This window comes from Bradyrhizobium sp. B117, assembly GCF_038969555.1.
In the GTDB taxonomy this organism is placed as follows: Bacteria; Pseudomonadota; Alphaproteobacteria; order Rhizobiales; family Xanthobacteraceae; genus Bradyrhizobium.
The window spans coordinates 6,076,859-6,089,613 of sequence record NZ_CP152414.1; the positions used below are offsets into that span (position 1 = coordinate 6,076,859).

General features: G+C 64.8%; 14 protein-coding genes. 5 read left to right on the plus strand and 9 right to left on the minus strand.

Annotated elements, in window-relative coordinates; genetic code table 11:
• Positions 1 to 117 precede the first annotated feature (117 nt).
• Both AAFG16_RS29795 and AAFG16_RS29800 read left to right on the plus strand, forming a co-directional pair.
• Positions 118 to 1,359 (plus strand): amidohydrolase family protein, encoded by a 1,242-nt coding sequence (locus AAFG16_RS29795; RefSeq protein WP_342731019.1) that lies wholly within the window; start codon positions 118 to 120, stop codon positions 1,357 to 1,359.
• 202 nt (positions 1,360 to 1,561) lie between these two features.
• A complete protein-coding gene (locus tag AAFG16_RS29800) occupies positions 1,562 to 1,900 on the plus strand; it encodes a hypothetical protein (protein WP_342740995.1) in 339 nt (112 codons plus the stop codon).
• Here AAFG16_RS29800 and AAFG16_RS29805 read toward each other — a convergent pair.
• The 7 genes from AAFG16_RS29805 to AAFG16_RS29835 all read right to left on the minus strand — a co-directional run bounded on the left by AAFG16_RS29805 (position 1,890) and on the right by AAFG16_RS29835 (position 8,073).
• Positions 1,890 to 2,807 carry a DUF1932 domain-containing protein gene (locus AAFG16_RS29805; protein WP_342740996.1) on the minus strand — a complete coding sequence of 306 codons (918 nt, stop codon included), beginning with the start codon at positions 2,805 to 2,807 and terminating at the stop codon, positions 1,890 to 1,892. The genes AAFG16_RS29800 and AAFG16_RS29805 overlap by 11 nt on opposite strands.
• The gene (locus AAFG16_RS29810) at positions 2,804 to 3,673 is read right to left on the minus strand and encodes a hypothetical protein (RefSeq protein ID WP_342731021.1); all 870 of its coding nucleotides are present in this window, start codon (positions 3,671 to 3,673) and stop codon (positions 2,804 to 2,806) included. Before AAFG16_RS29810 ends, AAFG16_RS29805 begins: the two co-directional genes overlap by 4 nt.
• An 18-nt stretch (positions 3,674 to 3,691) precedes the next feature.
• Positions 3,692 to 4,375, minus strand: coding sequence for a 4-carboxy-4-hydroxy-2-oxoadipate aldolase/oxaloacetate decarboxylase (locus tag AAFG16_RS29815; RefSeq protein ID WP_342731023.1), 684 nt, complete (start codon positions 4,373 to 4,375; stop codon positions 3,692 to 3,694).
• Complete coding sequence (locus tag AAFG16_RS29820) at positions 4,372 to 5,085, minus strand: PIG-L deacetylase family protein (RefSeq protein WP_342731025.1); 714 nt, start codon at positions 5,083 to 5,085, stop codon at positions 4,372 to 4,374. The genes AAFG16_RS29815 and AAFG16_RS29820 overlap by 4 nt, the downstream gene beginning before the upstream one ends.
• Positions 5,086 to 5,152: 67 nt before the next feature.
• Entirely contained in the window at positions 5,153 to 6,451 is a 1,299-nt protein-coding gene (gene dctA, locus AAFG16_RS29825) for a C4-dicarboxylate transporter DctA (RefSeq protein ID WP_342731027.1), read from the minus strand.
• Positions 6,448 to 7,332, minus strand: coding sequence for an amidohydrolase family protein (locus tag AAFG16_RS29830; RefSeq protein WP_342731029.1), 885 nt, complete (start codon positions 7,330 to 7,332; stop codon positions 6,448 to 6,450). The genes dctA and AAFG16_RS29830 overlap by 4 nt, the downstream gene beginning before the upstream one ends.
• 30 nt (positions 7,333 to 7,362) lie before the next feature.
• Positions 7,363 to 8,073 (minus strand): TetR family transcriptional regulator, encoded by a 711-nt coding sequence (locus AAFG16_RS29835; protein ID WP_342731031.1) that lies wholly within the window; start codon positions 8,071 to 8,073, stop codon positions 7,363 to 7,365.
• Positions 8,074 to 8,185: 112 nt separating this feature from the next.
• Here AAFG16_RS29835 and AAFG16_RS29840 point away from each other — a divergent pair, with 112 nt between their 5' ends.
• Entirely contained in the window at positions 8,186 to 9,166 is a 981-nt protein-coding gene (locus AAFG16_RS29840; RefSeq protein WP_342731033.1) for a tripartite tricarboxylate transporter substrate binding protein, read from the plus strand.
• Positions 9,167 to 9,176: 10 nt separating this feature from the next.
• Positions 9,177 to 9,971, plus strand: coding sequence for an ABC transporter substrate-binding protein (locus AAFG16_RS29845; protein ID WP_342731036.1), 795 nt, complete (start codon positions 9,177 to 9,179; stop codon positions 9,969 to 9,971).
• A gap of 14 nt (positions 9,972 to 9,985) precedes the next feature.
• Here AAFG16_RS29845 and AAFG16_RS29850 read toward each other — a convergent pair whose 3' ends face one another.
• Positions 9,986 to 11,131, minus strand: coding sequence for a mechanosensitive ion channel domain-containing protein (locus AAFG16_RS29850; protein ID WP_342731038.1), 1,146 nt, complete (start codon positions 11,129 to 11,131; stop codon positions 9,986 to 9,988).
• Positions 11,132 to 11,254: 123 nt separating this feature from the next.
• Here AAFG16_RS29850 and AAFG16_RS29855 point away from each other — a divergent pair, with 123 nt between their 5' ends.
• A complete protein-coding gene (locus AAFG16_RS29855) occupies positions 11,255 to 12,508 on the plus strand; it encodes a DUF763 domain-containing protein (RefSeq protein ID WP_342731040.1) in 1,254 nt (417 codons plus the stop codon).
• Between the two features lie 6 nt (positions 12,509 to 12,514).
• On the opposite strand, the gene AAFG16_RS29860 is transcribed toward AAFG16_RS29855, so the two are convergent.
• Positions 12,515 to 12,748, minus strand: coding sequence for a hypothetical protein (locus tag AAFG16_RS29860; RefSeq protein WP_254124285.1), 234 nt, complete (start codon positions 12,746 to 12,748; stop codon positions 12,515 to 12,517).
• Between the last annotated feature and the right edge of the window lie 7 nt (positions 12,749 to 12,755).

The following is a 12,755-nucleotide window of genomic DNA, read 5'->3' on the forward strand; positions in this document are numbered from 1 at the left end:
ATTCAGACCTCAAAGTGCATGCATATTTTTTGGACAGTTTGATGCCTCCACTGCACACAATCTAGAGCTGCCCGCTCCTCCAGCTTCCGCTAGGCTATCACAGCTGAATCCGCCGCCATGACCACCCAAGCCGCCTTCGACCTGATCTTCCGCAACGCGCTGTTGCGCTCATCCGCCGCACCCGTCGATATCGGTGTGAAGAGCGGCCACATTGCCGCGATCGAGCCAAAGCTCGCCTGTGAGACCGTCGAAATCGATCTCGGCGGGCACCTGGCCCTGCCCGGCTTCGTCGACACCCACATTCATCTCGACAAGGCCTGCCTGCTCGGCCGCTGCGGGCACGATCACGGTAGCGTCTCGGAGGCGATCCGTGCCGTGGCCGGCATGAAGAAGGATTTTACCATCGAGGACGTCTACACGCGCGGGGCAAAAGTGCTCGAGCGAGCGATCGTGCACGGCACGACGCGGATGCGCACGCATGTCGAGATCGACCCGCGCATTGGCCTCCGCGGCTTTGAAGCGGTCAAGGCGCTGAAGCGCGACTATGCCTGGGCGATTGACCTGGAGCTCTGCGTCTTCCCGCAGGAAGGCCTGACCAACGATCCCGGGGCCGAGGAGCTGCTGGTCCAGGCGCTGCGCGATGGCGGCGAAGCGGTCGGCGGCTGCCCCTACATGGACACCGACCCGAACGCCCATCTCGCGCGCATCTTCGATCTTGCGCAGGAATTCGACGTCGACGTCGACCTCCATCTCGACTTCGACCTCGATCCCTCCTGGTGGCATCTCGACGAAGTCTGCCGACAAACCGAGCGGCGCAACTATGGCGGACGCGTCGCGATCGGCCATGCGACAAAGCTCTCGGCATTGCCGCCGGAGCGGCTGAAGGCCGCCACAGCGCAACTGGCGAAAGCGGGCGTTGCCGTCACCGTGTTGCCAGCGACCGATCTCTACCTCATGGGCCGCGAAGCCACCCACAACGCGCCGCGCGGGTTGACGCTGGCGCACAAGCTCGCCGGCGACGGCGTGCTGTGCTCGGTCGCGACCAACAACGTGCTCAATCCCTTCACGCCGTTCGGCGACGCCTCGCTGCTGCGCATGGCGAATTTCTACGCCAATGTCGCGCACGCCGCGGTCAGCGATTTCGACACCTGCCTCGATCTCGTGACCGAGCTGCCGGCCCGGCTGATGAATCTTGGCGACTACGGCATCAAGGTCGGCAACCCTGCCGATCTCGTCGTGCTCGACACCCAAGACAGCCGTTTTGCCATCGCCGAGCTGCCGGATCTCGTGATGGGGTTCAAGCGCGGCCGGCAGACGTTTGAACGGCAGCGCCCGGCACTGTTCCGGCCCGCGCACTGAACCACCGCCGCGCGGTTCCGACGGTAAGATGGTCGGGAGTCGCGCATCCTCATTGCGCTGCATCCATCCGCTTTCGGCTGCAATCGCTCACAAAATCCGAACCCGGTAGAATTCCGGACCGTAGCCGTGCGCATTGCACATTGGGCCTGCAGGATCATACTACAGGGCGCTCTGATCAGCGTTCTCTGAGGAAGTTATGGATTTGTTCAGCGCATTCGGCAGCATCGACTATCAGTCGATTCGGGCCAGCACGCCCGCCGAGACGGCCATCAAGCGATTGAACGGCATCGGCGAAGTACTGTCGGGCCTCGATGTCTCGGCGATCCGGACGGAGGGCGACATGGCTCACGCGCTCTTGGCGCTCGATACGGCCGACAAGTGCATTCGCGTGATCCTGACCGAGTTCCGCGCCGAGCACAGCACCGAGGTCGTCCGCAAGGCCAAGAGCCTGATCGGCTTGATCGAGCAAGCGCGCGACGAAATTTCCGGCTATGGCGACGGCGGCAACACCCTGAGCCGAACGCGCGCGGTCAGCGCCTGATCTTCGCGAGGATGCGGTCCGCCTCGGTGCGCCAATCGGCGCTGCGGGCGAACTCCTTCGTTCCCTTCGTGCCAAACAGCCCTTCATCGGCGAGATCGGCAACCCACGCCTGGCGCTCGGCCGTGCCCTGCGCCGACCACGGCGTCAGCCCCGCCTCGCGCACGGTCTCGGCGACCTCGCGCACCTCCTCGGCACGGCGGCGGCCGTGCTCGATCACGCGCTGGAAGAAATAGGCGCCCTGCTTCTCCCAATTGATGGCGGGAAACGTTTCCGCCAGCGAAGCCAGCACCGCATCCTCGACGCCATAGGCGCGTGCGGTCGTGAAGCTTTCGATGACCATGGCCTCGAGGCCCTTGATCATGATGCTGCGGCACATCTTGACGGCGGAGGACACGCCAAGCTTGTCGCTCGCGACCTTCGCCGCAAAGCCGATCGCATTCAGCAGCGGCTCCAGCTCCTTCGCGCCGGGACCGCCGAGCAGCAGCGGGACCTTGATGCGATAAGGCGGCACCGAGGTCATCACTGCGCCCTCGACATAGCGCCCGGCCGCGCCGTCGATCAGCGCAGCGGCGCGCTGCTTGGCGCCGGGCGAAGCCGAATTGAAATCGAGAAACCAGGTGCCCCGGTTGATCGCGGCCGCGCAAGCTTTTGCAACGGGTACGGCCTGGCTCGCCGTGACCGCAGAGATGATGAAATTGGACTTTGCGGTCAGCTCGGCGTGAGACGCCGCGAGCGTCACGCCGAACTTCGCCGCATGCTCCGTCAGCGGCGCGCCCTGCTCGCCTCCGAGCTTGATGTCATAGGCTGCGACCTTGATGTCCTGCTGGCGCAAATCCTCGGCCAAAATCCTGCCGACCTCGCCATAGCCGACCAGCCCGATCTGCCACCGTCTCGGATCCGCCATCAGTTCAATCCTCGTGTCGTCTCGTCGAACAGCTCCTCGACCGCATAGCGGCGCGGGATCAGCGCCTGCTGGAATGCGTAGTCGACGATCAGCTCCAACGGCTTTCGGTTCGCCTCGATCCCGAACGGTACGAGGTCGGGTGTCGTCGCAACGCCCATCTGCAGCTTGTTCCGCTTGAGCAGATCATAGACGCCCACGACCACATCGGGACGCGATTTCGCGAGGCTGGCGGTCACGACCACGAGATGATTGACCGGGACGACACCGCGCCGCGCGTACCATTTGGCGGCCTCCGCAGAGGGATCGGGGAAGAGCGGCTTCAGCTTGGGATTATCAGACGTCTCACCAAGGACGGCATCGAGCTCGCCGTCGATGAGCATCTGCAAGACCTTCTTGTCCTTTGACGCGCGCTCGGTGGTATCGACATATTCGGCGACGTGCGGATCCTCGAACGTCACCCATTTGATCTTGTCGAGGTTGACGCCGTAGTCGTTGGCGAGGATGCCCCTGATCCAAGCGCCGGTCGTCGTCGTGAAGGAGCGGATGCCGACGCGCTTGCCTTCGAGATCGGACGGCCCGAGCGGCCCCTTCGCGGGATTGTAGAGGGCGTAGGCATGCTGGAAGCGGCCGAGCATGGTCGCCGGCAGCAGCACCAGCGGCTTGCCGTGCGCCTTTGCCATCAGATAGGTGACGATCGCCATCTCGCAGACGTCGAAGGCCTGCTCGCGCACCATCGGCTTGAATGCCGTGTTGGTCGGCGTGTACTCGACAAAGTCGAGATCGAAAAGGTCGGAGCGGAGCGCGCCGCTCTTCACCGCCTGGACATGGGGGTGACTGCCGAGCACGGCCTTCAGCTTGAGACGATCCATCCGCCCGCTCCGCTTGCCTTACATGTCCTCGGGTTTGTCGACGTAGATCAGCCCGGCCTTCGCCAAGGCCTCGCGCATGCTGTACATGTCGAGCCCCAGCTCGCCCGAGGCGAGCCGCTTGCGCTTGCCGCCTTCGTCCGCGTTGCGCTTCCTGGCCTTCTCGGCGACCTCCGCGGCGTAACGCTTCGGCACGACGACGACGCCGTCGTCATCGGCGACAATGATGTCGCCGGGATCGACATTGACGCCGGCGCAAACCACGGGAACGTTGACCGAGCCGAGCGTCGCCTTGACCGTACCCTTGGCCGAAACCGCGCGCGACCACACCGGAAAGTTCATCTCGTGCAGCGCTTTGACGTCGCGGCAGCCGGCGTCGATGATCAATCCCTGCACGCCCCGCGCCTGGAGCGAGGTCGCCAGCAGCTCGCCGAACATGCCGTCGGTATTGTCGGTGGTGCAGCCGACGACGAGGATGTCGCCCTTTTTGCACTGCTCGACCGCGACATGGATCATCCAATTGTCGCCGGGCTGCGCCAGCACGGTGACCGCGGGGCCGGCAATCGACGCCCCCGCCCAGATCGGACGCAGATAGGGCTTCATCAGCCCGATACGGCCATAGGCCTCGTGCACAGTCGAGACGCCGTATTCCGCCATGCCGGCGGGATCGGCGCGCTCGATGTTGCGAACGACGACGGGCTTCATACGAGCTCCTCAGCAACGGTTGGGAACAGCCGCTGATAGGCTTCGCCATAGGTCATGGGCACGCCGGTATTGCGGCTGCCCTGGATGCCGCGGTTGAGCGCGACGCGCTCGTAATAGCCCCAGAGATGCTTCTGCGCCGCGAGGATCTGGAACGCCTCGTACTTCTGCGTCCAGACGTCGTCGATCTTGAGCAGCAGGTCCGGCTTGTAGTTGCACTGCTCGGGCTGGTGCGGCTCGAACAGGAACACGGGCGGCGCCGAATATTTGTACTGCGCGCCGGGCTTGTGGCCCATGGCCTGCGCGACCACGCGCGTCTCCTGGGCGAAATGCGCCGCGTTCGGATGGTCGAAATTATAGGGGTCTTCCAGTGCGTGAGTCAGCACGAAGCTCGGATTGAGCTCGCGGTAGATATCGACCATGCGGTCGAAATGCGCTTCGGTCAGCTTGAGCGGATAGTCGCCGCAATCGAAGAACTCGATCTCGGCACCTAACAGCTTGGCCGCCCGCTCCGCCTCGTCCTTGCGGCCGGCCTTGACCGATTCCAGCGTCGCACCCTTCTCCTTCCAGGCGAACTGGCTCTCGCCGCGCTCGCCGAAGGACATGCACACGATCTTCATGCGATAGCCCTTCTTCGCATGCAGCGCGATGGCGCCGCCGGCGCGCCAGACGAAATCGCCAGGATGGGCGGTGACGACAAGACCTGTTTTCATGGGACAAACTCCCCTCTTTCGTTCGTAGGCATTTCGGCTGCCTGCGTCATGCAGGAAGCCGGTTCATTCAAGTCGCGGCGGCAGGTTGCTCGCCGTCGAGCACGCGCTTCAACCGCTCGCCGTCGAGCGCGCCTTCCCATTTGGCAATCGCGATGGTCGCAACCGCGTTCCCGATCAGATTGGTCGGCGTCAGCCCCTGCGACATCAGGCGGTGAATGCCGAGCACCAGCGCGACGCTCGTCACCGGAATGGAGCCTGTCGCCGACAGCGTCGCCGCCAGCACGACGAAGGCGGCCCCTGCGATCCCGGCCGCACCCTTGGAGGTCACGAGCAGGATCAGCAAAAGCTCGATCTGCTCGGCGAGCCCGAACGGCGTGTTGGTCGCCTGCGCCAGGAACACCGAGGCGGCGGCAAGATAAAGACAGGTGCCGTCGAGATTGAAGGAATAGCCGGTCGGGATCACCAGCCCGACCACGCTCCGCTCGCAGCCGGCCTTCTCCAGCTTGGTCAGCATGCGCGGCAGCACCGTCTCGGACGACGTCGTGGCGATGCAGATCAGCAGCTCTTCCCAGATGTAGCGGATCAGCTTGAGCAGCGAGAAGCCGCAAAGCCGCGCGACGGGGCCGAGCGCCACGATGAAAAAGACCACGCAGGTGAGATAGAAGCCGCCGAGGAGCTTGCCGAGCGAGGCCAGCGAGCCAACGCCGAACTTGCCGACCGTAAAGGCGATGGCGCCGAACGCGCCGATCGGCGCCGCCCACATCACGAAGCCGACGACGGCGAACACCATTTTCGCCGCGATGTCGATCAAATGGACCAGCGGCGCGGCCCGCTCGCCGAGCTGCACCAGCGCGAAGCCGCACAGCACGGAGATGAACAGCACCTGGAGAATGTTTCCTTCCGCAAAGGCGCCCATGAAAGTCGCGGGCACGATGTTGAGGAGAAACGGCACGAAGCCGATCGCGCCGGTCTGCTTGACATAAGGCTCGATCGCGCTGGCATTGATGCTGGCGGGATCGATGTTCATGCCGACGCCGGGCCTCAGCAGATTCACCGCGACGAGACCGATGATCAGCGCAATCGTGGTCATGATCTCGAAATAGATGATCGCCTTCACCGCGACGCGCCCGACCCGCGCCATGTCGGCCATATGGGCAATGCCGTGCACGACGGTGCAGAAGATGATCGGCGCGATCAGCATCCGGATCGCTTTGATGAAGGCATCCCCCAGCGGCTGCATCTTCGCGCCCGCCTCGGGGCTGACGATCCCAAGCGCGATGCCGGCCGCCATGGCGATGAGCACCTGGATCCAGAGCTCCTTCCACCAGGCCCGGCCACGCGGCTTGTCGATCGCCATCGCGGTCATTGATCGAACTCGAACAGGCGCGCGGGATTGTCGACGAGGATTTTTTGCTGGAGCTCCGGCTCCGGCGCGAACAGCGGGATCAGATCGACGAGGTCGCCGTCATTCGGCATCACCTTGACGTTGGGATGCGGCCAGTCGGTGCCCCAGATGACGCGGTCCGGCGCGGTCTCGACGATTTTTCGCGCGAATCGCACCGCGTCGGTGAAGGGTGGACCGGCCGATGAGACCCGCTCCGAGCCGCAGATTTTGACCCAGCACTTCTCGTCGCGCTGCATCAGCTCGATCAAAATCCTGAACGGTAGTTGGTCGAGCCCTTCGGAAGCCTTCACCCGGCCCATATGGTCGATGGTGTAGCTCAGCGGCAGCCTGGTCAGCATGTCGGCATATTCAGGCAGATCGATCGCATCGAAGTGCAGGTCGATGTGCCAGCCGAGCGGCGCGACCATCGCGATGATGCGGTTGAACACGTTCTTGTCGGGAACGCCACCGAGATGGCGGACGAAATTGAAACGGCAACCGCGGAAGCCGCCCTCGTGCAGCACGCGAAGCCCGCGCTCGGTGAGCGTGTCGTCGATGTTGGCGACCGCCCGATAGGCGCCGTTGCTTTGCGCAATGGCATCGAGCGCCACCGTATTGTCGGTGCCGTGCACGCTGGCATTGACGATGACGGCCCGCTCGACACCGAGCTTGGCATGCAGTGCACGAAAATCCTCCAGCGGCGCATCCGGCGGCGTGTAGGACCGATCGGGCGCGTAAGGATATTTCGCGCCGGGCCCGAAGATGTGGCAATGCGCATCACAAGACAGCTTCGGCAGCTTGAACTTCGGCGTGCGCGTGTTTGGATCGGGCGGCGGAATGGTCGGCGTGTACATCATGGTCATCAGGTAAGCCGCCGAACGTGAGCGCTGCTTTCAAGTCTTGCTGCTGACGACCGCTCGCCGCCGTGCCGGCGCGGCCTGATCGAGCGCCGGCGCCTGGAACGCGGCAACGGTCGCCTGCACCAGTTGCTCGATCGCGCCCGCGGCATCGCTGCCGTCGGCCTCGCCGCGCGACAGGCGCGAGACGCGGTCCGGCGTCACCAGCGAATAATAGAGTGCGCCGAGCAGGAAGTGGCTGCGCCAGACGATGTCGGTGCGCGGAACGTGCGGCAGGCTCTCGTGGATCGCGTCGATGAAGGCATGGCTGGTGTCGTCGAAGGTCTGCGCGATGATTTTTCGCGCGACTTCGTTGCCCTCGGCGGACATCACGGCGCGCAGGCGCGTGAAGCGTGCGCCCCCGCCGGCGAGATCGCTGCCGGAGGTGAAGGCCGGCACAATATAGGCGCGAACGATCGCTTCCAGCCGGTCCTGGAGATCGCGCACGCGTTTTGCTGCGGCCAGCAGCTCGGAGCGGCGCAAATTCATCGGCCCGCAATGCCGCCGGTAGATCTCCAGCAACAGGCCGTCCTTGGTCTTGAAATGATAGGTGACGCTGCCCGGATTGGCTCCGGCGGCCTGCGCGATATCGCGCACCGAAACGGCGTTGAAGCCGTTGGTGGCGAACAGCTCTTCCGCCGCGGCGAGGATCGCCTCGCGCATGTTCGGCTTGCGGGCCGTTTCCTTGCTGGTGGGCTTGCGTACCATGTGATTTGTACTATCGTACAAAAGATCAGGTCTCGTCAACAAAAACCATGGGCGGCGTCCGGACGGCTCGGAGACCGCCGTTAGGCGCAAAGGCCCGTAAGGAGTGCTGGGAATGCTGGGTTTGAACAAGACAATCGGCGGTCTAATGCTGGGTGCCGGTCTGCTGCTGGCGGGCGCCGCCGCGCAGGGTGCCGACACTTATCCGAGCAAGCCCGTTCATATCCTGGTGCCATACGCCGCCGGCGGCGCGGTCGACGTCCTCGCCCGCACGTTGGGACAGGCGCTCGCAAAAACCTGGGGCCAGCAGCCCGTCATCGACAACCGTCCCGGCGCCGGCGGCATCGTCGCCTCGCAGGCGCTGACGCAGGCCGCGCCGGACGGCTACACGCTGATCCTGGTGGCCAGCGGCCATCCGCTCAACCAGTTCATCTATCCGAGCGTGCCCTACGACACGTTCAAGGATTTTACCGCGATCACCGAAGTCGCCTCCTCGCCGCTCGCGATCGTGGTGGCCAAGGACAGCCCCTACAAGACGCTCGGCGATCTCCTCACTGCTGCGAAGAAGGAGCCGGACAAGCTTTCCTACGGCATGTCCGGCAACGGCACTTCGGCGCATCTCGCCGGCGAGCTGCTCAAATACATGTCCGGCACCAGGATCGTCGCGATCCCCTACAAGGGCGGCGCGCCGGCGCTGACGGCCGTGATCGCCGGCGAGATCCCGCTCAGCATCAATCCTCTCGCGGAGGCGATCGGCCAGCTCGAAGGCGGCCCGGTGCGCGCGCTGGCGGTGACCTCGGCCGAGCGCTCCAAGGCGCTGCCGAACGTCCCGACCGTCGCGGAATCCGGCGTCCCCGGCTACGACGTCTCGGTTTGGTGGGGCGTGCTCGGCCCGGCCAAGATGCCGCCGGAGATCGTCGCAAAGCTCGAGACCGATCTGAAGGCAGCGCTGCAGGATGCGAACGTACTGTCGACGCTCGGCAAAATCGGTGCGGCCCCGGTCGGCTCCTCCGCCAAGGATTTTGACGCCTACATGCATGCCGAAGCGACCAAGTGGGAGCCGGTGCTGAAGGCCGCCGACATTCGCGCACAGTGAGGCACTTCCCATGAGGGCCTCTTCCGCTCACGTTGCGCGTATCGCTCTCCTAGCGGCGGCGATCATCGGCTTCATCGGCGCGCCCGCGCGCGCCGATGGCGAGGCAAAGCTGCTGGCGCCGAGCGGCACCTTGCGCGTCGGCATCTATCCGGGCAGCCCGACCTCGATGGTGACGGATGCCACCGGCAAGCCGCACGGCCTCGCCTACGATCTCGGCGGCGAGCTGGCCAAACGGCTCGGAGTTGGCGTCGACTATGTCCGCTTCCAGCGTGTCGCCGACATCGTCACTGCGATCCATGACGGCAAGGTCGATTTCACCGTGACCAACGCCACGCCGGCCCGCGCCAATGAGGTCAGCTTCAGCCAGCCGGTGCTCTCGATCGAGCTCGGCTATCTCGTTCCCGCGAATTCGCCGATCGGCAGCATCGAGGACATCGACAAGCCAGGCGTGAAGGTCGGCGTCACCAAGGGCTCGACCTCCGAGCGCACCCTGCCCGCCAGGTTCAGGAACGCCACCATCGTCCCCGCCGAAAGCGTCAAGGTCGCCATCGGCATGTTCGGTAGCGGTGAGATCGATCTCTACGCCACCAACAAGCCGACGCTGTTCGAGATGTCCGACCAGATGCCGGGCGCAAAGATCCTCGAGGGCAATTGGGGCGCCGAGCATATGGCGATCGCGATCCCCAAGGGGCGCGAAGATGCCCTCCCCCTGCTCAACCGCTTCGTGGCCGAAAAGCAGTCATCCGGCGCGCTCGACACGATCCAGCAACTGGCCGGCCTCCGCGGCGCGACCAAGGCTCAATAAGGAAGCCGCGCCAATCAATTGTGGGCGCTCGCCCGCATCTTTTCCGGCGCGGTGGGGTGCTTGACCAGTTCGATGTCGTCGCCACCGCTCTGCGGGATCAGGATCGCGCGTTCGCGCGGCAGGGCTTCCGGCATCTCGTCGCGGATGAAGGCGATCAGCTTCTCCCGCATCTCGCAGCGCAGGTCCCAGGATTGCGGCGCATTCCGCGCGCTGACCAGCGCGCGCAGCTCGATGGTGCGCGAATCCGCGTCGATCACCTGGAGATTGACCACCGCGCCATCCCACAGCTTGGATTCCTTTACCGCGCCCTCCAGCCAGCGCCGGATCCGCGGCACGTCGGCGCGATAGTCGACATGGAGCGCGATCACGCCGATCAGGGAGGCGGTGTCGCGGGTCCAGTTCTGGAACGGCTTTTCGATGAAATAGGACAGCGGCACCACCATGCGGCGCCAGTCCCACAGCCGGATCACCACATAGGTCGCGGCGATGTCCTCGACCCAGCCCCACTCGTTCTCGATGATGACGGCATCCTCGATGCGGATCGGCTGGGTGATGGCGATCTGAAGGCCCGCGATCAGATTGCTGAGCAGCGGCCGTGCGGCAAGGCCGACGATGATACCGGCGGCACCGGCGGAGGCGAACAGGCTGACGCCATATTGCCTGACCGAGTCGAACGTCATCAGCGCGGTCGAGACCGTGATGATGACGATGATGATGTCGGTGACGCGTTTGAAGACGCGCACCTGGGTGACGTGCTTGCGTGCGACGAAGTTTTCGGTGACGTCGCGATAGTTCTGCAAGTAGCGCGCCGCGCTCATGTCGACGATCCGGATCGAGATCCAGCCGATCAGCGCGATGAAGGCGACCACGAACAGCCGGGTCAACGGCGTGCGGAACGCGTCGTCGAGCGGCGCGAGCGGCAGGACCAATGCGACTGCGGCAAGGCAAAGGGCCAGTTGGGCGGGACCCGACGTGCGCTCGATGAAGACGCTGATGAGAGGCAGGCGAGTTCCGAAAGCGCGGTTGAGCAGCCAGGCCGCGAATCGATGGAGCGACAGCGCAAGCAGGATTGCCCCGGCAACCAGCCCGAGACCGACGATCCACGAGGGAATCCACCCGAACATCTTGTCGATGTCGGCCATGAGGGCCTGCCAATTCATTCGCGTCCCCGGATTTGCATTCGCTGCTCGGCAACGCGTTCCGCCGGGCTTCGCTCCCCTGCCTCACGCAACGCAGCATTCTCCTGGTGCAACCGTGCCGAATTGCGCTAATTTGAAGCGTACATGACCAGACGCACCGGCAGCGCCGATCTTCCTCTCCACACCGGGCGGGTTCCGCCTTGGCTTGCGAGTCGCATGGCCTCGCTCGGCGCGATCGTCACGCAGGCGATCGTGCTTCATTACGGACGCGATGCATTCCTCCAGCGGCTGTCGCACCCGTTCTGGTTCCAGTCGTTCGGCGCCGTGATGGGGATGGACTGGCACTCCTCCGGCATCACCACCTCGGTGATCGGTGCGCTGAAGCGCGGGCTCGGACCGCTCCAGGACGAGCTTGGCATCTATGTCTGCGGCGGCCGCGGCCAGCATTCGCGCAAGACGCCGGACGAGCTGTTGCAGCTCGGCGACCGCGTCGGCTTCGACGGCGCCAAGCTGACGCGCGCCAGCCGTCTGGTGGCGAAAGTCGACAGTGCCGCCGTCCAGGACGGCTTCGATCTCTATCTCCACGGCTTCTTCGTCACAGCCGACGGCAAGTGGACCGTCGTGCAGCAGGGCATGAACGGCGACAAGCGGCAGGCCCGCCGCTATCACTGGCATTCCGAGGCGCTGAAGAGTTTTGTCGATGCGCCACACAGCGCGATCGACGGCCCACAGCAGGGCGAGATCGTCAACCTGACCGACCATCGCGCCGATGTCTCGCGCACCGCTCAGCTCGAGCTGCTCTCCGATCTCGGCCCGGATCGCATCCTCACCGAATTCGAGCGGCTCAGCGGAACGGCGGCAGAACCTGCGCAGGCCATGCTGCCGCACCTCATCATGCCAGCGCATCACGATGTCCGGCCGAAGGACGTGTTCGCGCGACGCCTGCACGGCACCCTCGCCGCAGCCGCCGAGCGCGGCCCGGTCGATTTCCCGGAACTGTTGCTGACGCCCGGCGTCGGCGCGCGCACGGTGCGCTCGCTGGCGATGGTCGCCGAGGTCGTGCATGGCGCGCCCTATCGGTTCATCGATCCCGCGCGCTTCTCGCTCGCCCATGGCGGCAAGGACCGGCATCCCTATCCCGTCCCGATCAAGGTCTATGACGAGACCATCCGTGTGTTGAAGGGTGCGATCCAGAACGCAAAGCTCGGACGCGAGGAAGAGATGCAGGCGATCAAGCGCCTCGACGACCAGGCGCGGCGGCTCGAGCGCACCGCGCGCGGGCCGTCGGTCGAATCGTTCATCGCAGGTGAACGGGCCGCGTCGCCGGAACTCGACGGCCGCTCCGTGTTCGGATGGGAACGCGATCTCGTCGCGTCGCGTAAATCGACGGGATCCTGAGCGCGCCTAGTCTTCGGCCTCCTCGTCGTCGGTGAGCCGGTTGGCCGAATGATCCTGATATTGTTCGGTCTGGATGAATTTGCTGTCCATACCTCTGATGTCGGAGTGCTGCGCCTTGTCGCGGTTCGACAGGATCATGTTGTCGCCGATCTTGTCCTTGGGGATGTCCGTCAGCGCGCCGTTGCCCGCGCCCTTGCCATGCGCGCCTGAACCGATATGCGTCTTGCCGCCGTGGGGCATGGATTGC

Bases quoted from the DNA above. Each gene is read 5' to 3' on its own strand.
- AAFG16_RS29860 (WP_254124285.1), bottom strand. From the start codon at position 12,748: ATGCCCCACGGCGGCAAGACGCATATCGGTTCAGGCGCGCATGGCAAG.
- AAFG16_RS29815 (WP_342731023.1), bottom strand. From the start codon at position 4,375: ATGAAGCCCGTCGTCGTTCGCAACATCGAGCGCGCCGATCCCGCCGGC.
- AAFG16_RS29835 (WP_342731031.1), bottom strand. From the start codon at position 8,073: ATGGTACGCAAGCCCACCAGCAAGGAAACGGCCCGCAAGCCGAACATG.
- dctA (WP_342731027.1), bottom strand. From the start codon at position 6,451: ATGACCGCGATGGCGATCGACAAGCCGCGTGGCCGGGCCTGGTGGAAG.
- AAFG16_RS29820 (WP_342731025.1), bottom strand. From the start codon at position 5,085: ATGAAAACAGGTCTTGTCGTCACCGCCCATCCTGGCGATTTCGTCTGG.
- AAFG16_RS29830 (WP_342731029.1), bottom strand. From the start codon at position 7,332: ATGACCATGATGTACACGCCGACCATTCCGCCGCCCGATCCAAACACG.
- AAFG16_RS29850 (WP_342731038.1), bottom strand. From the start codon at position 11,131: ATGAATTGGCAGGCCCTCATGGCCGACATCGACAAGATGTTCGGGTGG.
- AAFG16_RS29795 (WP_342731019.1), top strand. From the start codon at position 118: ATGACCACCCAAGCCGCCTTCGACCTGATCTTCCGCAACGCGCTGTTG.
- AAFG16_RS29810 (WP_342731021.1), bottom strand. From the start codon at position 3,673: ATGGATCGTCTCAAGCTGAAGGCCGTGCTCGGCAGTCACCCCCATGTC.
- AAFG16_RS29845 (WP_342731036.1), top strand. From the start codon at position 9,177: ATGAGGGCCTCTTCCGCTCACGTTGCGCGTATCGCTCTCCTAGCGGCG.
- AAFG16_RS29855 (WP_342731040.1), top strand. From the start codon at position 11,255: ATGACCAGACGCACCGGCAGCGCCGATCTTCCTCTCCACACCGGGCGG.
- AAFG16_RS29840 (WP_342731033.1), top strand. From the start codon at position 8,186: ATGCTGGGTTTGAACAAGACAATCGGCGGTCTAATGCTGGGTGCCGGT.